The sequence below is a fragment of the Sporolactobacillus kofuensis genome (genome assembly GCF_024125425.1).
GTDB classification, from domain to species: Bacteria; Bacillota; Bacilli; order Bacillales; family Sporolactobacillaceae; genus Sporolactobacillus; species Sporolactobacillus kofuensis.
Genome location: NZ_JAMXWN010000012.1, coordinates 1 through 17,480, shown reverse-complemented (window position 1 = coordinate 17,480; position 17,480 = coordinate 1). Strand labels below are relative to the sequence as shown.

At 40.2% G+C, this 17,480-nt stretch carries 24 protein-coding genes; 13 read left to right on the top strand and 11 right to left on the bottom strand.

Annotated elements, in window-relative coordinates; genetic code table 11:
- Positions 1–6: 6 nt before the first annotated feature.
- Entirely contained in the window at positions 7–474 is a 468-nt protein-coding gene (locus NIE32_RS10415; RefSeq protein ID WP_253076834.1) for a DUF2231 domain-containing protein, read from the top strand.
- A gap of 171 nt (positions 475–645) precedes the next feature.
- Here the strand turns inward: NIE32_RS10415 and NIE32_RS10410 are convergent, their stop codons facing one another.
- From NIE32_RS10410 to NIE32_RS10395, 4 genes are all read right to left on the bottom strand, one after another.
- Positions 646–1,554 carry an RnfABCDGE type electron transport complex subunit D gene (locus NIE32_RS10410; protein WP_253076833.1) on the bottom strand — a complete coding sequence of 303 codons (909 nt, stop codon included), beginning with the start codon at positions 1,552–1,554 and terminating at the stop codon, positions 646–648.
- Positions 1,542–2,438, bottom strand: coding sequence for an FAD:protein FMN transferase (locus NIE32_RS10405; protein ID WP_253076832.1), 897 nt, complete (start codon positions 2,436–2,438; stop codon positions 1,542–1,544). Before NIE32_RS10405 ends, NIE32_RS10410 begins: the two co-directional genes overlap by 13 nt.
- A gap of 70 nt (positions 2,439–2,508) precedes the next feature.
- Positions 2,509–3,021 (bottom strand): FMN-binding protein, encoded by a 513-nt coding sequence (locus NIE32_RS10400; RefSeq protein ID WP_253076831.1) that lies wholly within the window; start codon positions 3,019–3,021, stop codon positions 2,509–2,511.
- A 567-nt stretch (positions 3,022–3,588) separates the two neighbouring features.
- Positions 3,589–4,950, bottom strand: a complete 1,362-nt coding sequence (locus NIE32_RS10395) for a L,D-transpeptidase family protein (RefSeq protein WP_253076915.1) — start codon at positions 4,948–4,950, stop codon at positions 3,589–3,591.
- Between the two features lie 302 nt (positions 4,951–5,252).
- On the opposite strand from NIE32_RS10395, the gene NIE32_RS10390 reads away from it, so the two are divergent.
- The 8 genes from NIE32_RS10390 (at position 5,253) to NIE32_RS10355 (ending at position 8,993) form a co-directional block, all read left to right on the top strand.
- Positions 5,253–6,092 (top strand): aldo/keto reductase, encoded by an 840-nt coding sequence (locus NIE32_RS10390; RefSeq protein WP_253076830.1) that lies wholly within the window; start codon positions 5,253–5,255, stop codon positions 6,090–6,092.
- Positions 6,093–6,345: 253 nt separating this feature from the next.
- Positions 6,346–6,675, top strand: coding sequence for a competence type IV pilus major pilin ComGC (comGC, locus tag NIE32_RS10385; protein ID WP_253076829.1), 330 nt, complete (start codon positions 6,346–6,348; stop codon positions 6,673–6,675).
- Positions 6,641–7,114: a competence type IV pilus minor pilin ComGD gene (gene comGD / locus NIE32_RS10380; protein ID WP_253076828.1), complete on the top strand. Its 474-nt coding sequence runs from the start codon at positions 6,641–6,643 to the stop codon at positions 7,112–7,114. Before comGC ends, comGD begins: the two co-directional genes overlap by 35 nt.
- 106 nt (positions 7,115–7,220) lie before the next feature.
- On the top strand, positions 7,221–7,427 hold the full coding sequence (locus NIE32_RS10375; protein WP_253076827.1) for a hypothetical protein: 207 nt from the start codon (positions 7,221–7,223) through the stop codon (positions 7,425–7,427).
- Entirely contained in the window at positions 7,424–7,879 is a 456-nt protein-coding gene (gene comGF / locus NIE32_RS10370; protein ID WP_253076826.1) for a competence type IV pilus minor pilin ComGF, read from the top strand. The genes NIE32_RS10375 and comGF overlap by 4 nt, the downstream gene beginning before the upstream one ends.
- A complete protein-coding gene (comGG, locus tag NIE32_RS10365) occupies positions 7,851–8,246 on the top strand; it encodes a competence type IV pilus minor pilin ComGG (RefSeq protein ID WP_253076825.1) in 396 nt (131 codons plus the stop codon). Before comGF ends, comGG begins: the two co-directional genes overlap by 29 nt.
- Positions 8,243–8,767 (top strand): shikimate kinase, encoded by a 525-nt coding sequence (locus tag NIE32_RS10360; protein ID WP_253076824.1) that lies wholly within the window; start codon positions 8,243–8,245, stop codon positions 8,765–8,767. The genes comGG and NIE32_RS10360 overlap by 4 nt, the downstream gene beginning before the upstream one ends.
- Before the next feature lie 22 nt (positions 8,768–8,789).
- Complete coding sequence (locus NIE32_RS10355; RefSeq protein ID WP_253076823.1) at positions 8,790–8,993, top strand: YqzE family protein; 204 nt, start codon at positions 8,790–8,792, stop codon at positions 8,991–8,993.
- A gap of 42 nt (positions 8,994–9,035) precedes the next feature.
- Here the strand turns inward: NIE32_RS10355 and NIE32_RS10350 are convergent, their stop codons facing one another.
- From NIE32_RS10350 to NIE32_RS10340, 3 genes are all read right to left on the bottom strand, one after another.
- Complete coding sequence (locus NIE32_RS10350; RefSeq protein ID WP_253076822.1) at positions 9,036–9,755, bottom strand: class I SAM-dependent methyltransferase; 720 nt, start codon at positions 9,753–9,755, stop codon at positions 9,036–9,038.
- Between the two features lie 70 nt (positions 9,756–9,825).
- Entirely contained in the window at positions 9,826–10,464 is a 639-nt protein-coding gene (locus NIE32_RS10345) for an MBL fold metallo-hydrolase (RefSeq protein ID WP_253076821.1), read from the bottom strand.
- A 46-nt stretch (positions 10,465–10,510) separates the two neighbouring features.
- On the bottom strand, positions 10,511–11,485 hold the full coding sequence (locus NIE32_RS10340) for an ROK family glucokinase (protein WP_253076820.1): 975 nt from the start codon (positions 11,483–11,485) through the stop codon (positions 10,511–10,513).
- 185 nt (positions 11,486–11,670) lie between these two features.
- Here NIE32_RS10340 and NIE32_RS10335 point away from each other — a divergent pair, with 185 nt between their 5' ends.
- Positions 11,671–12,522 carry a hypothetical protein gene (locus tag NIE32_RS10335; RefSeq protein WP_253076819.1) on the top strand — a complete coding sequence of 284 codons (852 nt, stop codon included), beginning with the start codon at positions 11,671–11,673 and terminating at the stop codon, positions 12,520–12,522.
- Positions 12,523–12,769: 247 nt separating this feature from the next.
- Here the strand turns inward: NIE32_RS10335 and NIE32_RS10330 are convergent, their stop codons facing one another.
- The 3 genes from NIE32_RS10330 to rpmG all read right to left on the bottom strand — a co-directional run bounded on the left by NIE32_RS10330 (position 12,770) and on the right by rpmG (position 13,820).
- The gene (locus NIE32_RS10330) at positions 12,770–12,922 is read right to left on the bottom strand and encodes a hypothetical protein (protein ID WP_253076818.1); all 153 of its coding nucleotides are present in this window, start codon (positions 12,920–12,922) and stop codon (positions 12,770–12,772) included.
- Between the two features lie 33 nt (positions 12,923–12,955).
- Positions 12,956–13,549, bottom strand: a complete 594-nt coding sequence (locus NIE32_RS10325; protein ID WP_253076817.1) for a 5-formyltetrahydrofolate cyclo-ligase — start codon at positions 13,547–13,549, stop codon at positions 12,956–12,958.
- Between the two features lie 121 nt (positions 13,550–13,670).
- Positions 13,671–13,820 (bottom strand): 50S ribosomal protein L33, encoded by a 150-nt coding sequence (rpmG, locus tag NIE32_RS10320; RefSeq protein WP_253076816.1) that lies wholly within the window; start codon positions 13,818–13,820, stop codon positions 13,671–13,673.
- Between the two features lie 692 nt (positions 13,821–14,512).
- Here rpmG and NIE32_RS10315 point away from each other — a divergent pair.
- The 3 genes from NIE32_RS10315 to NIE32_RS10305 all read left to right on the top strand — a co-directional run bounded on the left by NIE32_RS10315 (position 14,513) and on the right by NIE32_RS10305 (position 16,239).
- Positions 14,513–14,719, top strand: a complete 207-nt coding sequence (locus tag NIE32_RS10315) for a hypothetical protein (protein WP_253076815.1) — start codon at positions 14,513–14,515, stop codon at positions 14,717–14,719.
- Between the two features lie 5 nt (positions 14,720–14,724).
- Positions 14,725–15,270, top strand: coding sequence for a hypothetical protein (locus tag NIE32_RS10310; RefSeq protein WP_253076814.1), 546 nt, complete (start codon positions 14,725–14,727; stop codon positions 15,268–15,270).
- 471 nt (positions 15,271–15,741) lie between these two features.
- Entirely contained in the window at positions 15,742–16,239 is a 498-nt protein-coding gene (locus tag NIE32_RS10305; protein ID WP_253076813.1) for a YcxB family protein, read from the top strand.
- 999 nt (positions 16,240–17,238) lie between these two features.
- Here NIE32_RS10305 and NIE32_RS10300 read toward each other — a convergent pair.
- On the bottom strand, positions 17,239–17,480 hold a 242-nt coding region (locus tag NIE32_RS10300; RefSeq protein WP_253076812.1), incomplete at its 5' end, for a hypothetical protein.

The window sequence follows — 17,480 nt, the reverse complement described above, 5'->3', positions numbered from 1 at the left end:
ATTGACGTGTTCGGAACACCGCTTCATCCTCTACTTGTTCATTTTCCTATCGCTTTATTCATTTTGGGTACAATTCTACAGGTAGTTGCGCTATGGAGGAAAGATTTTTTTGACAAAGCTGCCTTGTTTCTTCTTTCCGTTGGCTTCATCTCAGGAATTGCTGCCTATTTATCTGGGGATGGTGCTGAAGAATTTGCAGCGGCACACTGGGGCAGCGCGTACCGTACAGCTGTAGAGATTCATCAATTCTATGCAACGGTTACACTGCTTCTTTTTGGGACTGCTATCGGTTTGAGGATTCTCTTCCATTTTTTCCAGAAAAAGATTCTGATCCCATTGATGCTCATCTTTTGCATTTTCGGATCAATAACACTCGCATTAACCGGACATTATGGGGGACAAATGGTTTATATCCAAAAACATGTAGATTCCTTATATTCTCCTAATACTAAGTCATCCATGCAAAACGAATGACATACTCTCTTGACGTGCCATACGTTCCGAAAAACCATGACTCGATTAGGAAAAGTAAAATGGCTGCCCATGATCAGAGAGCAACTGATGGGCAGCCGTTTTATTCTTTTTATTATTTGTCCAGTACTTATCGTTCTTCAGGAGTCCAAAACAGATCTTTCGGAGATGCGCTTAACGTGAATGCAGCGCATTACGCCGGATTCCATTCCTTTGAGTGAGTTTAGAATGCAGAGCTTTCAGGCTATTTGCAACAAATAAGCCTACAAGTAAATAGGTTAATTTACTTACGTAGAGGTACGCTGCTCCGCTTGCTAAAGCTGCAAGAAAACCGAAGATTACTTGTTCACGATATTTTGCTGGTGATGTCGGTGGATCAGAGAGCATAAAGAAAGACATGAATAATGCTGCATTAATATAAGGCGAGCGAAGGGCGTCTCCCGCACCTGAGATATTGAGTATTCCAAGTATTAGGAACAGAATCATATAAGTCCCTAGAAAAGAAAAGACAAGTGGCAACTTATTGATCCTATTAACAATAATAAAACCGCCGACAAGGAGTATGGCTGTCATCCATACTGGTGTCATAGACAAGCCACTCCACCAACTTTCCCCAGTTGAAAACAAAGTAGCACTGATAAACAACCCCACCGCAGCAGGATTAAACAAGGGCTTTCTCTTATCCTTCAGGATATGCTTTGATAATAACGCAACAATTGTGGTGAACATCACGTAGTACCAAGACACTGCAGGACTAAGCACGCCCCCTATAATAAGACCGGTTATAAGGGCACCATCAGAAAAACGCAAAGGGCGATTCATCACATAGGCAACAACATAATCAAGCAAGACACCTGTTCCCATTGCCAACACGATGTTCTTCAAACCCGAAAGACCAGTTGGATAAAATGTTCCGGCGTAAGATAAGAGAGCCAGGATAATAAAAACAATCCCTTTTGGTGATTTAATAAACTTTTGGAACGATGACTTTTTCTGCTTCTTTGGTACGCGATTTGCTCTTCCCATTCGTGTTTCAGGTTCGTTTCTGATTTCTCGGTGAATGGTCGAATTTAATCGTTCCATGATAAACGCTCCTTAAAATTTTTTGTGAACGAGCATTCTGATAAGTGGGTGATCATTATACAGTCCAAATTCATTTCCTCCATTTTTTTCATGCCTTGATCCCTTCCCATTACAGATGCAGCCGTTGAGAAAGCATCTGCAAGCATCGTGAACGGAGCAATAACCGTACAGCTTGAAAGTTCTCGGGGAGACGCATTCATGCCGGGATTGAGCAAATGACTCTCGCCAGGCGAAAGCATACTCGGACGTTCATAATCACCCGATGTACAAATTGCTCCATCCGAAATCCGAACATAGCCAACCGACGCATTTCGATCTGCTGGATTTCTTATACCGATTTTCCAAGGTTCGTTTTGCTCATTTCGTCCACTCGCATAGATATCTCCGCCTGCATTAACGATAAAATGATCAAGACCTGCATTGCGCATGCTTTTCACCGCAAGATCGACGGCCATTCCCTTCACGACCGCATTAAGATCAATAACCATAGGCTTTTTTAACAAAATGATCCTTTGTCTATCAAATAGTGTAATGTCTTTATAGGTCACGTCCGAATCGTCTGCAAAAGTGGAACATAATTTTTCTCCCGACAAATAGTTTCTATTGAATCCGCGCTGCTCCATGACTCTACCAATGGTGGGATCAAACGCACCACCTGTTTCGATCGCCGTCTCAACAGCAAAATTAATCGCCTGAAATAAAATTGGAGAAACGCTGACCTCTTCGCCCGCACGATGACAAAGGTGCATCAGTTCACTATTTGGATCAAATCGGTTGCACGCGCGTTCGATTTGATAAAAATTATGGACTGCTTCCTTAATGATCTCATCGATCAGCTGTTCATCTTGATCCGAAACAACCTTTATCGATACGGTTGTATCCATGCAAAGGAACATTCTTGTGTATGTCATCTGAAATTCCTAATGCCTCCTCACTACTGTTCATGAGAATGAATCATGCCTTTGCCTTGCTTAAGGCATCCATTACTGCTGTTTTAAAATTATCCGTACTTTCAGTTGCTCCGGATACATTGTCTACATTGGAACTTTGGCGCGAGACAACTTGCTGTGGTAGCTGATCTATTAATCTTTCAGGATAAGATGTTGTGCAGTCGGTAATTTGAACACGTTCAATCTTTCCTTTCTGAATCGTAACGCTAACCGCAACTGAGCCGATTCGATTCATCCCTTCTCCGGAGTAACTCCCATCTTTATAAATGGACTGAGTCTGGCTTGAGCTGCTACTTTGGTTCGCTTGCTTTTTTGTATTGCTCTGACTAGCCTGGCTACTTGAACTTGAGCTTGAACTCTGTTGATCATTTTTGCTTGTTGATCCCTTGAGCTGAACTTGCTGTGTTGCTGCTGAAACTGGTGCAGTTTTTGGTTCCGTAACCACATAGCCTGCTGCATAGGTTAACCCGATCGCTGCTGAACATAGTGCCATCCATTTTGGACTGATCTTGCTCATCAAAAGTCCTCCTATTCAATACGTAACTACTTTTTAGTAAAGGGTCAATTCATGATCATACTTTACGATGAGAAACTGAATTTTAGCTGAAAAAATTTTTGCATGTACGTAAACGTATGAGAAGTCCATAGTTTTGCATTCAATGCGCTTCGATTGCTGATTTGCCACTGGTGATCCGGGAGCCGCCTCGAACAACTATAAAATCTGTGTGTTTCTACTTGCTTGCTATTACGTAGAAATCTCGACTTATAACTTAGAAACATTTCTTTTTCTCGTTCACTCACAGAGATGAACCCTCCTCCCTTTTCAACATGAGAATTTTCGCAATAAAAAAGCGTTCATCAAAATTGAGATGAGCGCTTCCAATCCTATTTGTTTTAATGGCTTTGTTAAAATCATTTGTTGTTTTTTTATGGTTTATTTCCATGTGTTCGCTTGCCGCGGGCGCACCGCGAGCCGCCTCGTACAGGCTAAGATCTGCGGGGTCTCGCTGGCACCTGATCCCGCAGGCGTCTCACACATTTCCTTGTGGTCAGAAAAACAACATTAAATTTAAACAGAACTTTTTTAATAAATGACTACCGGTTCATTTTGCTCAAGGTTATCGTAAACCGTCTTCATCACTTTAGGCGGTGTATTGACACAACCACCTGATCCTTGGGTCAGATACGCATCACTTTTCCAGTTTCGGCGCCAGCTTGCATCATGAAACCCGCATCCGCTCATCGTAAACGGCGCCCAATAATTCACTTTCACAGAATAGTTCGGGTTGCCCACCTCACTACCCTCAAGTACCGAAGGTGATTCTTTATACATAACGTACCATAGACCTTTTGGTGTATCTTCATGAGTATTGTGACGTCCGGTGACTACATTTGTGGAAGTGACTAACTTTCCGTTCTTATAGATCCAGATCTTCTGCTCTTTGATCGATACTTCCGCATAGGTATTCCCAATCCCATGATTTGTTGGATTATGATAGCCAATGCCATAAGTACTGTAGCCAACGCCGTAGACATTATAAGCCTTTAATGACTTCTTCCCTTTTTCAAAAGCTTTTTCAATACGTTTCGTTTCTTGACTCACATTCAATGCCCAGCCATAGGATTGCCCTTGTACCGAAATCATTGAACCAGAATGCGTCTTAAACGTAAATTTTTTATTTAGAGTGGATTGCTTTTTATTAATTTCAGCAACTTTATTCTTGAGTACACTTGGATCAATCTTGAGTTTTCGTTTTTCGGTAACTTGGGCATTCTTTATGAGATCTTTCGCATTGAATGTGTACGTTTGATCTTGCACTTTGTAATCGACTTTTCTCTGTATTAGTGTACGTAAAGCTTCTTTTTCATTTTTCACAGTTTTACTGTTTTCTTTAATCGGTAACAGGAAATGCGCATTCAGGTGGATCTCACTGTTATATTCTTGTTGATCATAGGCCTTCATTAGCGAATTAACATTATACTGTTCCCCATTAACACTCTTGGCCACTTTAATTTTGCCATCTTCAAGATAGGCATAAGCATTCTTAGGTGCTTTCAGATGTTTATTTAACGTCTTCAGCTTCTTCTCCACTTCGTTTCGGAGTGTCACTGAACGATAGCGATCATTCTGCGCGGGATTCACGTTATAATTTCTCCTCTTAAATGAAGGAAACCACGTCCACTGCTGTTTCAAGATTTCTTGAATTGACGCTAAATCATGTTCCGTGAACTTTGTTCCTGTGTCCTTCCCATCCACGATCAATTTTTTGCCAATATACACGTCATTTTTAAGGGTATACGCAGACAAACGCTTCAATGCTTGCTCCGGCTTTAAATGACCAACCTTAATCCCATTAATCGTAACAGTTGAATTAAAGTGCGTTGCTTGAAAATAACTGATCAGTCCTAAAATAAGTGCTGCCAGAACGAGCGTACTGCTTATAATCAATACATTTCGCTTTCGAATAATAGATCACCTCAAAAAATAGCAATTTATCAATAAACGTTCCATGTTATGAAAATGTTTCACTGGATATGCGTTATCTCTACGATATACGAGTAAGAAGAATTTAACAAGAATTTATTAATAGCGAATTGTCTGACAGTTTTATAGATCCTTTTTAAAACTGGTCACCCTACCACAAAGGATACATTTATGCCTTTCACATCTCATTCATGAATGCGCTTCATTAGACGACCAATAATTGGAATGCTAAACTAAAGACGATAAAGAAGGAGGAGAATTCAGTGACAAGCATTCCAGAATTAACACTCAATGATGGCTTAACTTTGCCAGCCGTTGGCTTTGGTACCTTTCAGCTAAATGGTGCTTCAGGTGTGAACACCCTATTAAGTGCCATTGACACAGGTTATCGTTTACTTGATTCAGCTTTCAATTATGAAAATGAAGGAGCACTTGGTGAAGCTGTACGCCGTAGTTCCGTACCGCGTGAAGAATTGATCATTACATCAAAGCTACCGGGACGTCATCATAAATATGATGACGCATTAGCAACCATTCAAGAATCATTGTTTAGAGCAGGGCTTGATTACTATGATCTCTATCTTATTCACTGGCCTAACCCGAGCAAAGATTTGTATGTTGAAGCTTGGCAGGCGCTGATTGATGCGCAGAAGTGGGGATTAATTCGTTCGATCGGTGTATGTAACTTCTTACCTGAACACCTTGAGCGTCTCATTCAAGAAACAGGGGTAACGCCGAGTGTGAACCAAGTGGAATTGCACCCATACTTTTCACAAGAGAAACAACGGGCATTTGATAAGGAACATGGTATTGTCACCGAATCATGGAGCCCCCTAGGACGCGCAAACAAACTGCTCCAGGATTCAACCATTCAAAAGATCGCTGATGCGCATCAAAAATCCATTCCTCAGATCATCTTGCGTTGGCATATCCAACTGGGTGCACTACCGCTGCCAAAATCATCCGCACCAACCCGTCAGCTTGAAAATCTGTCTTTATTTGATTTTTCACTGAGTGATGATGAGATGCAAACAATTGGAAAATTGAGCCGCCCGGATGGACGAACTTTTGATCAAGATCCTGCACATTACGAAGAATTCTAATTAATAATTATAAAGGAGACTGACATCACGCGTTGTCAGTCGTTTTTTTTTAGAAGGATATACTCAAATAATGTCGAATAAAGTAATTAGCACTATCATTCCTGTTTATAAGGAGGCGATCAAGTCTTCTAAAAATCTTTTTTCCATCACCTTATGTCGCATCTCTCTGTAGTTCCTCATCTATTTTATCTCCGAAGCATTTGAATCTCTTTGTATCACCCACATCTTATCCCACGAAAAAGGAGTCCTTCGCATGTTCAAAACCTTTCGGAAATTCGTCCTCTATTCAGAACGCGGTTTCACGCTGATCGAAATGATGATCGTTTTGTTAATTATTTCCATTTTATTGTTGATTGCGGTACCAAATATGACAAAATCTAACGCTGTTGTCACAGATAAAAGCACTGAGGCAACGGTTAAGTTGGTGCAGAGTCAAGTGGCCGCCTATCAGATGGATCACGATGGTGAATTACCAGCTACACTCAATGATCTGCTTACTGGAAAATACGTGAACAGTATTACAGATTCTAAGAATAAGGAACTGACTTATGATGCAGAAACAGGTATTGTCAGCGCGCCATAAATGTAAATTTCTTACTCAATCAGGATTTACACTCATTGAACTCCTCATTGTCGTTTCTATAGCCTGTATCCTTGCACCCCTTTCCTTTCTCTCCTTCTCAAATTTTTCCGATAAAATGACAATCAAACAGTTTGCCGAAGACGTACAAGAAACGATCCATGATGCGCAAATGGAAGCGATCACGCAATCGAAAACTGTTCGCATCGTATTCAATAACCAGGACCACTATTTCTATGTATCCAGGAACAATCAAATCGAACGAAAAGAGATGAATAAACGAATCATGGTTTATAACAGTTTTGGTGAAACTGCGATTTCGATCAACCGACTCGGCCATTTTTCTCGATCGAGCACCTATACAATCTCAATGGGAACGATTCGTTATAAGTTGGTGTTACTTCTTGGGCAAGGACGATTCTATGTTGAGAAAGCTTCTTAATCACCGAGGAATATTTCTCACTGAAGCTATGGTATCGCTTTGCATTCTAACGTTGGTCGTCAGTATAGCTTTTCCGATACTCATGCACACCAATCAGGAACGGCAAATGATTAAACAAAAGAGTGAAGCAATTACTTTTCTTCGTCATCAGTTGTTACAGTGGAAATTCAATAACGACATGCAAGTACAACCCCAGTCAACCACTAATTTTCAAATGGAATGGATTGAGCAAACGGAACACTCCGCTTATCTTCGAGTCTACTGGGTTTATGGAGGACGAACACATTCACTCTATGGTGAGGCACGGCGATGAAAAATCAATCCGGGTTTACACTGCTCTCAATGATGCTTGCTCTTTCAATTTTATTGATTATTCTCAGCTTAGCTGTCGCCATCACTCAATTTATGGTGAACTCCTTCACCGCTTCTTTAATTACGCAGAAAGAAACGCAGCTCTTCTTTGCACAGACAACAACAGAATTACACCTTTCACAAGCAGTGCGCAGTTCAGAGGATCAGCACACTCTATACTTGAATAAGGGGAGTGACACGATAAGTTATCAATTTGTGTCCTCTGGCCGCATCATCCGCCAAGTAAATGCCCAAGGTTATGAAATTGTGCTTCAATCTGTTAAGGCAGCGGAATTCATCAGCGATGGTTCATTGCTCTCTATTCATGTCACTGATCAGGCTAATCGCTCTTATTATTGGGATGATTATCTTTACGTGAAGGAGGATGGTGAGCATTCATCGATTTCAAAATGAGAATGGTTTTGTTCTACCCTTAACGATCATGCTTTCTGTCATCCTTCTGGCATTTGTGATTCACTCCGTGCTGCTCCTGAATAGCGATCGTCAATTCTTCCAACAAACAAACACCCGTTATCAACTTCAACAAATTCGAGAAAGTGTACTGGTTGACATTGAAAATCAAATGAAGGAAAAAAAATTGGCCAACCAAGGGACATTCGTTTATCATAAAGGAACGGTTACCTATACTGTTAATGATAACGGAAGCCAGCTATCTCTGACACTGACGATCTCTGTTGATCACAGTCAAGAAGTAGACCGAATCATCTACTCTAAAGAAAGCGGTAAGCCATTAAGTTGGCTTGAGAGAATTGATCCATGATCTTCATAACCGGATTTATGGGTGCGGGAAAGACAACACTTGGCCGCGCCCTTGAAGAAAAAATAAATGCTCAAGTGTTCGATACGGATCAATTAATTGAACAGAAGCAGCAAACAACGATCAGCAAGCTATTCGAGGAAAAAGGTGAACCCTTTTTCAGAGCATGCGAAACCGAACTGCTCCAAGAGTTATTACCAATGGATCGTCGAACGATCGTAACGACTGGTGGAGGTATGATTTGCAATCCGATGAATCGGCAATTGATGCACGAGAAAGGGACTATTGTCTTCCTTTACTGTGACATTAAAATGATTCATCAGAGGCTTTTGAACGATCAAACACGACCACTCGCTCAGAAAAATCAAGGAACAGAATTGGACTTACTCTATCAGAAAAGGCTTCCGGATTACTTGGATGCTGACCACGTCATTAATACCACCGGCAAATCTGTCGATGCAATCGTTGATGAATATCTCGCAAAGATGTATCAAAATGCACCTCAATGGGCAAATTGTTTGTAAAAGCGATAAGGAGAACCTGCGAATGAAGTCTGAAGAATACGTTCGCTTTCTCACAGAGCAGTTTGTTCGCTATATGGAAACCCCTCGCGAAGAGCGAAAAAAAGTACGTAGGGAACACAAAGCTGCTCGTCCACCTTTACGCAATCAACTTTTTGGTCAAATACCTGACGCAATCGAGAGTTATACCTCTGATATTATCAGTCGTGTCAAAAAGCATCGCAAATAACCCGGCAACGTGCATTTGCACGGCCGGGTTATTTGCGTCAGATTAGTCAGGTTTTCTCGCATGAAAGATACGGTAGGACAGCACATGTTGATAGGTCTGTAAGGTTTGCATGTGTTCCAGCCAAACTTCAAGCACTTCTTCGTCAATTTCACTTGTTAAATTATAAGTTGGTAACACATCTTGTGAACGCTTCTGTAGCTTATCAACAGGCAAAACGCGAGTATTGGTAAAACCTGAGTCATGCCAAATCGTTAACCAATCCTCTTCTGTGAATAAAGCGTCGACACCATACACCGATTTTATCGCTTGTTTATCCTTCTCATCAATTTGCTGCTCTAATGCCATTTCAATCGCCATAAGATGACCGCCAGGACGAAGAACGCGGAAATATTCAGGAACTGAGCGTTTAACATTTGTAAATGCCGTTACAGATTCAGAAAGCAGACAATCAAAGCTATCCTGATCAAATGGAATAGCCTCCGCGGATGCTTGGATGATCCTTGGGGGCAGCTTACTGTCTTGAACGCGTTGCTTCGCGCGTTCAACCATCATTGGATGAAGATCGATGCCTGTAACATGTGCAGCTAATGTTTCGCTGAGATATGCAGCCGTTGCGCCGGTTCCACATCCCACATCAAGGACGTCACTCCCCTGCTGAATGGGGAGAAGCCTGACCATTGCTTCAGTCAGTGCATGCCCTCCTGGGTGTGCATGGTCAACAGACAATTTCGCAAGAAAATCTAAATAACGGTGCTTATGCACACGATGCACGCCCTTTCTCAATGATCTCTATCTATCCTATGAAAAAGGGCAATGAAAGTGCTTCAATAGATCAGATTAGAAAGGGGTTTGATCCTTCCTCTTTGCCAATGGTTGTCACGGAACCGTGTCCTGGACATACCACAGTCTCGTCTGGAAGTGTAAGAACTTGACGATCAATGCTCATCAATAATTGTTCCGTATCCCCGCCATATTGATCCGTACGGCCAATACTTCCCTGAAAGAGCGTATCCCCACAAAAAAGCGTTCGTTCTTTCTCAAAATAATAAGAGACCCCTCCAGGAGAGTGCCCTGGTGTATGGCGAAATTCGCATGAAAATGGCCCGATCGATAAGTGACCTTTGTCCTTATCTGAGATCAGAAATTCCGCTTGTCTGGCATGCACCGGCGAAATCATTGGAAAAAAAGCTGAACCGTTCTTAGATGGATCGTTTAGCCATGTTGCCTCACTTTCATGCAAATAGGCAGGGATGTTCCATGTATCTCGCACCTGATCCAACGCGCCAATATGATCAAAATGGGCATGAGTTAAAAGAATCGCTAATGGACTCAACTGTTCCTTCGTGATGATCGTTTCAATCTTTTCGAATTCTCCTCCAGGATCGATGATTAGTGATTGATTGGATGCTTCATCAATCAAAAGATAACAATTCGCTTGGATCGCTCCAACTGGACAAACCATCCACTTCATCTTCTCTTCTCCTTTCGAATTGTCTCAAGATGTGAGGTTAATAGATTTATGCTGTGTGCTTCTGCTCTAATTTGGTCTTAGAAAGCCACGCTGCGCCAATGACACCAGCATTATTCCCTAATGTAGCAATATCAATGGTACAAGCATCGAACACCCTCGGTAAGGCAAACCGCTTAAAATACTTTGTCAGCGGTGTGATTAGTGTTTCTCCAGCATGAGAAACACCGCCACCAATCACAATCTTTTCTGGATTAATAGTCACTGCCAAAGCACCAAGTGCAAAGCCTAGGTAATACGCTGCCTTTTCAGCGACGGTTGAGGAAAGTGGATCTTTTTTGGCTGCACAATTAAAGACGTCCTCCGCTGAAATATCTCCTTTTTCCTCAAAGAGATCACGGAGTATGCTTTCTGAGTCATTATAATCCAGCGCATCTAACGCCATTCTGCGAATTCCCGTGGCTGAGGAAACGGTTTCAAGACAGCCACTTTTTCCACAATTACATGGTGCCCCATCCTTTGGCATTACTGTAATATGACCGATCTCTCCTGCCATTCCGCTAACGCCATGCAGAATCTCTCCATCACAAATAATGCCGCCACCAACACCTGTTCCCAGTGTGACACAAATGAGGTTCTTTGCGCCTTGACCTGCTCCGAGCCACATTTCGCCAAGTGCTGCAATGTTCGCATCGTTATCAATCACAACGGGTAATCCTATGGATTGTTCCAACGCGTCTTTCAATGCGTAATTCTTCCATCCGATATTCACAGCCTGATAGATAAAACCAGTATCCATGTTAATAAATCCAGGCGCTCCTAAGCCTACACCTCTGACTGTCGATGGATCAAGACTTAGCTGTTTCATTTTCTTCAATATACTTGAACTGATATCATCTGCGATATGTTTACCATTATCAATGGTATTCGTTGCAATTGCCCACTTATCAAGCATTTTGCCCTCGTCATCAATGAAGGCCATCTTGATTGTTGTTCCACCTACATCCACACCAATGTTAATCATTAGATTCCACCGCCTATCAGTAAGGTAATACTTCTATTTTCGCCTATATTAAATAGTTTGCCAATGATAAAGATCAAAAATCAAACATAAAATTTTTTTTCAAATTTAATTATCCATTCAATCACAGTCATGATTATAAGAGAGGACGAATAGGTTGTACTATAGTTTTGTTCGGAGGTCATCTCATGCGCTTAAGAAAAGACAAATTAATCTCCTTGCTGCTTGTCTTAGCGACAGCGCTGATCACATTGGTCATTTTGCCACTTTTTTTGTCCGTGCGTCCAAGTATAACCTATTTTCCAGCTCATGAGCGCTTGCATTATCTCTATGCCAAAACCAACTTATCAATCAATAATGATGATCAGACGTTTAAATGGGTGGTTGCATCACAAACAGCCGAAAAAAATAACCTGATGCAAGATTTTTCTTTACTGTATCGAGATAATCGATTGGTTTCGGTCAATAACAATTGGCAGAAAAATGTAGCTCAACTGTACTCCGAGAAATTTCTACCCCTATCTCCCGGACATTATATCAGTCTAACGGTGCATCAGGCAGAATTACATATTGGTGAATCCATTTACGGAAAAGAAGTATTGTCTCAAGACTATCTTTTTGTTACAAGGAAAAATGGGGCATTCACTGGATTTCGGGAGCCCATAACTACGCAACAGGCCACCCTTCTCAGTACCACTTCATTAAAAACAGAAATGGCAAGGGCAGCCCTGCTTCATAAAGCTTCGCAACAATATGGGATTCAATTAGATCACTATCACATTGTCCCGCTCGATGCATTAACTTCTAAATCGATAACTCGTCTCTTTCCCTTTGATGAAAAGAAAGCAGAACGAATCACCGGCCAATTATGGGAAGGCTTGTATAAAGCCTATATTAGAGGCATCCAGATCACGTCAGAACAAGGCCAACCAGGCATTGGAAGCAGCATGCCTCTTCTATTGATTGCATCAGATCATATGCTTATTATTATCGAAAATGCAGATCACCAGATCGTATTACTAAAACAAAATTTTTCATAAGGAACCTGGTAAAAATAAGAAAACCGGGTAAAAAGCGCCTGGCCCTTAATCTTGCATCGAATTTGCTTCGATTGCTCGCTTGCAGTGGGGCGCACCGCGAGCCTCCTCGAACAGGCAAAAGTCTGCGGGGTCTCGCTGGCACGCTGATCCCACAGGCGTCTCGCATCTCCGCAACATTTTTACGAAAAAAATTATACTTTTTTATCTTTTAAAAAAAGGACATAGAAACGAATGTCTTTGTCCTTCATCAAGTGAGTTCCTTTTTTCGTATCCAAGCATATAACCACCAATGACCTAAAACCAATGCAACAAGTTCAAAGAGTACCCGGCGTCTGCGAATGATGAAAAAAGCAGTTAATGAAAACAAAACCGTTTGAATCATATCTCTATTTCTTGCCACATGATACACCCCCAGTTAATGCATAGTGTGGCTTTATTTTTCCTTTTCATTCATCGCTTTTTTCACTTGATAGCTGTTGTCTTCTGTGATCAGCCAATCGACATTTTGATCATGCTCTTCCACTGGAACTGCATCAATAAGCTGCATTTGGAGTAAGAGCGATACAGTTAATCCTGAAAATCGCTGTAAGAATCGATCATAATAGCCGCCACCATACCCAATCCGGTAACCATTGAGGTCAAATCCTACACCGGGAACAATGAGCAAATCGATCGCGTGCTTATCAACAGCCCTCGTCTTTTCTGTAATCGGTTCCATCAATCCGAAATAACCAGATTCTAATTGACGAAAAGAATCTAATTTATAAAAGTGCAAGCTTCGATCAGATGGGTCGCACTTAGGTACTGCAACTCGTTTCTTTTCCGCCCAAGCTCTTGTAATGATAGCCATTGTTTCGATCTCTCTGCCAATAGAAAGTGTGATCCCCAAGGTTTTCGTATTTTTCCAAAGATCTGAATCGAACAACCGATTTCTCACTTTTTTACATTTTTCCGTAAATAGAGTTTCATCAATTTGTTCCATCTCATGGAGTATTTGGTTGCGTATTTTTTGTTTTTGTAAGTTCATTCTATCCTCCATATTGAAAGCTGATGTCACTAGTATAACTCTCATTCATCAATGTACCCGTACATGAAAAAAAGCCGCAGAAAACCCATAAAGGTCTCTCACGGCTTTTTATTCGATGTACTTACTTTGTTTCGCGATATAGTACATGCTTTCTCAGTTTCGGGCTGTACTTCTTCAGCTCAAGACGTTCAGGGTTCTTTTGTTTGTTCTTTGATGTGATGTAATCACGATCGCCGGTTTCGGTATTTTCCAGAATAACCTTAACTCTCATATTTATCCCTCCATTACACTTGAATTCACCATGTTCAAAAACATACATCTTATCTTAACAAAAAATAAGAAAAGCTTCAACCTCTTCATCAACGATATGTTTCAAGCTTTTCTCGGAATGCCCCCTTTTGAGAAAAACCGTGCAAAATACGCCCGGTCTTTAAACCCTGCCTGGTTTTGATGACGCTCCGATTGCTCGCTTTCCGCGGGCGATCCGTGAGCCTCCTCAAACAACCAGTAATCTGCGGGGTCTCACTTGGCTCGCGATTCCCGCAGGAGTCTCGCATCTGCGCGTTTGGTCACATTACTTTGCTTCGTCAAAAATTATATACTTTCTTTACTTGTGAGAAAAACCAGGCTAAGCCTGCTCCTTGGCTATCAATCTTTATGCGGCTTTAATTCAACAAACTTGTGCTTCAGCTCTCTTGCCGCAGGCGTCTCGCATCACGCCTTCCTAAACCCTCCATGAGAAAAAACATTCGTTTTTAAACCAGGGCATTCTCGAACTTTAAATCGTTAAGCCTGGTCTACATGCTCATTTTCTCCATTTTTTTCTATTTAGTTTACATTCTTCTTTCTTTTTCGCCCTTCTTCTTTCGTAACCTTGGGAGATATGATATAAATAATTATGGCGATTGTCGTGTGTTTGTTCATAGTACATGAACCTCAGACGAAGGCGAGGGGGGTAATGAATTGGGGTTTGTCATTTTAATACTCATGATTATCGGATTAACCGCTCTGGCTGTTTCTTATTACAAACAAGACAGTATTAAACAGGTAGAAGGTCAGCTTGAGGAAAACTCGATAACCATGATGCAGGAACTGTATAAGGTCAAGAAAAAAATTCGCGTGCTCGAAGAGGAAATCATGATCGGGGACCGTAATCATTCTAAAGGGTGAATGTAGTGACAAAAAATGAAATTCGCGGTTTCGCCGCAGGTATTTTGCTGGCGTGTGCAGTCTTTGCTTTCTTCTACTACTTGATTTTTAATCAAGGTGAGCAGAAACCAGTGAAGAATGTCGTCAAGCAAACACCATTGACAGAAGCGACCGTCACTCAATATCTTGCCAGCCATCACCGAAAAGCGATTGACCTTGACGCCTATAACCAGTGGATGAAAGATACAGCTAAAGCGACTGATCAAGCGAGCAAGGAAAAATCAAAAGCTGATGACAATAAGACGAAGAACAGTGGCGACAGTAAGTCTTCAACTAAGTCAAGTGAGAAAAAGACTTATAAGCTGCATATTAAAAGCGGCATGACACCGAGCGATATCTCAAGCGATTTGGTAAGTGCTAAAATTCTCAAATCAAATAAGAAATTTGATTTTGATCAATATCTGCATAAGCACAAACTTGAAAAATATGTGCAGCTTGGCACATTCAAAGTTTCTAGTGATATGTCGATTCCAGAACTCGCACAAGTGATTACAAAAAACCACAGCAATTAATCGAATAAAAGTTAGAAAAACCAAGTTGACCTAACATTTCAACTTGGTTTTTTTGCATGTACACTGATTATTAGGTTCATATCGTTGTAAAATAATGGGGTTTATGCACTGAGGAGAGGATACATATGCACCAAATCATTTAAAAAACCTAAATTTGGCCTCGCTGAAATGCGTCCAAATGTGTAAAAGTTTGTGCTAGGATTGGTGTGGGCCTTAATAAATTCGCTTCTTTCATTAGGGTTTGGTCACTTTAATGATAACACCGGATTTTATAATGGTGTTTTATTATGCCAACCTAGCTGTCTAATTTGATTTTCCAACTGGCCTTAAAATTATTAAACATTTTTATGAGTAAATTCTTCCAAACAAAAGTAAAAGTGATACACTAATTTTTGAATGGGCATTAACTCAAGGATACTATTCAGTACATTCAATGTAGATAGAAGTAATTATAAGGAGAATATTAAATTCATGGATAATGAAGTTATGAAATTTGGCGGAAGATTAACGTATAAGGAATTTAAAAAGTTTAATCACTATCACTTAAAAAAAATATTTCAAATTACTTTTGTAGCTATATGGATAATCTGTTTCCTAATTAATTTAATAAGCATGTCATGGATTCCAGCGCTTGTTATTTCTCTAATCATTACAATCTTAGCAATTATTTTGGTCAGGATTCTTTTAATTTTTCGTGTTCGTAATGAATTTCAGAGTGACCGAGTATTAAAAAAAGAAGTTCAATTTGTCGTTCATGACAATGGTGTAAATATTTTGATTGAAAATTCCATAACTCAATATGATTGGAATGATATTATTTCTTTTCAACAGTATAAAGAAGAACTATTCTTATTGTATGTTTCAAAAAACAAAGCAATTGTTATTCCTAGAAGATATTTTAGTTCAGTTCAAGACATCCAATTATTTAAACGATTAATATCAACAAATCTTTCAAAAAAAAATCGATAATAAGTGCCATTTTTAACTCATCTATGGATTTAACTAATATTTTGGATACAAAATAGTTTAGTAGCTTTTTGATTTCGTACGTTAAGTTGTTCTGATACCGGATTATTTGATATGGACCTTCGACGGCCAGTTTTCTTTTCTGAAGAACGAAAAAGAAAAACACCTTTTGAGATGGGGATTTAGCCTACAATACCCCCATCTCAATGTCAAGCGGTGCTTGAGCCATGATACTTCTACCTCTTGGGATGTTTTGATAGTCTAAAGAGATGTGTATTCTACGGCGATTGTTGGAGATTTATCATTAAAACCAAATAGGCACCATCCATCCTTTAATATGTGGATATATGTGATATCCGCGATCCATTTTTCGTTCGGTGTTGATGTTGTAAAGTCTATTAAATTTTCTCTCTTTACTATACGTCGCTTACTTAACTTAGTGTGATTTTTTTAATAATGATGGATCGAAGATTTGCTTTTTCATCTAGCGATACATACGTTTCAGACTGACGAAATGGAAATAGCCTTCCTTTTTTAGGAGAATGATGAATCTTAGGTGCCCTGGTTCGATATCAGTGAAACTTAAAAAAGATGATCCCTATTCAATATAGGAATCATCTTCTTGTTGCTTAGTCTCTTTTTTTATAGTGTCCTTGACATAGGGGCCAGTTTTGAAAAATCCGCTCTTTTCTCTCAGCTCATTCATTTTTAGAGACTTTTGGGATAGCCTCTAATTCATTTCTACACAATATATTTTTTTAAACACTATCAATTCTTTACTACATCATTACGCAGCCACTGCAGCTCCGGCAGCCGATACAAGTACAGTAATCACAACCGCTATTGCTGCTGCCGCACCAGCACCAATTCCAATTGTTTCTGCATGTTCATCAACAAATCCATATACATTTTGTATAGCACCAATCGCTTGATATACAATTCCCGAATTTACAGCTTAGATCTCTTGCAGGTGATGGTGGGGCATAAAAAAAAGAAAACATTTTATTTCGTTACTTTATTGGCATCAAGTGACATTTTCAATACTTTATATTTTGGGAAATACTTTCTAAACAAATTGTGAGTATCTCTATAGACTCTAAAATTCAAATCATGGTTGTTGATTCTTCCAGCATAATACACATTATCGGGCTTTATAACTCCTTGCGCATCGGATAATCCAGATAATTTTTTAACCTTAGTCTTAGTTAAAAAATCATACGTTTTTTTATCTGCAGCTATTTTCT

Coding starts and splice junctions, on each gene's coding strand:
- NIE32_RS10410 (WP_253076833.1), bottom strand. CDS start 1,554: ATGGAACGATTAAATTCGACCATTCACCGAGAAATCAGAAACGAACCT.
- NIE32_RS10405 (WP_253076832.1), bottom strand. CDS start 2,438: ATGGATACAACCGTATCGATAAAGGTTGTTTCGGATCAAGATGAACAG.
- NIE32_RS10400 (WP_253076831.1), bottom strand. CDS start 3,021: ATGAGCAAGATCAGTCCAAAATGGATGGCACTATGTTCAGCAGCGATC.
- comGC (WP_253076829.1), top strand. CDS start 6,346: ATGTTCAAAACCTTTCGGAAATTCGTCCTCTATTCAGAACGCGGTTTC.
- comGD (WP_253076828.1), top strand. CDS start 6,641: ATGATGCAGAAACAGGTATTGTCAGCGCGCCATAAATGTAAATTTCTT.
- NIE32_RS10375 (WP_253076827.1), top strand. CDS start 7,221: ATGATTAAACAAAAGAGTGAAGCAATTACTTTTCTTCGTCATCAGTTG.
- comGF (WP_253076826.1), top strand. CDS start 7,424: ATGAAAAATCAATCCGGGTTTACACTGCTCTCAATGATGCTTGCTCTT.
- comGG (WP_253076825.1), top strand. CDS start 7,851: ATGGTGAGCATTCATCGATTTCAAAATGAGAATGGTTTTGTTCTACCC.
- NIE32_RS10360 (WP_253076824.1), top strand. CDS start 8,243: ATGATCTTCATAACCGGATTTATGGGTGCGGGAAAGACAACACTTGGC.
- NIE32_RS10355 (WP_253076823.1), top strand. CDS start 8,790: ATGAAGTCTGAAGAATACGTTCGCTTTCTCACAGAGCAGTTTGTTCGC.
- NIE32_RS10345 (WP_253076821.1), bottom strand. CDS start 10,464: ATGAAGTGGATGGTTTGTCCAGTTGGAGCGATCCAAGCGAATTGTTAT.
- NIE32_RS10340 (WP_253076820.1), bottom strand. CDS start 11,485: ATGATTAACATTGGTGTGGATGTAGGTGGAACAACAATCAAGATGGCC.
- NIE32_RS10335 (WP_253076819.1), top strand. CDS start 11,671: ATGCGCTTAAGAAAAGACAAATTAATCTCCTTGCTGCTTGTCTTAGCG.
- NIE32_RS10325 (WP_253076817.1), bottom strand. CDS start 13,549: ATGAACTTACAAAAACAAAAAATACGCAACCAAATACTCCATGAGATG.
- rpmG (WP_253076816.1), bottom strand. CDS start 13,820: ATGAGAGTTAAGGTTATTCTGGAAAATACCGAAACCGGCGATCGTGAT.
- NIE32_RS10305 (WP_253076813.1), top strand. CDS start 15,742: ATGGATAATGAAGTTATGAAATTTGGCGGAAGATTAACGTATAAGGAA.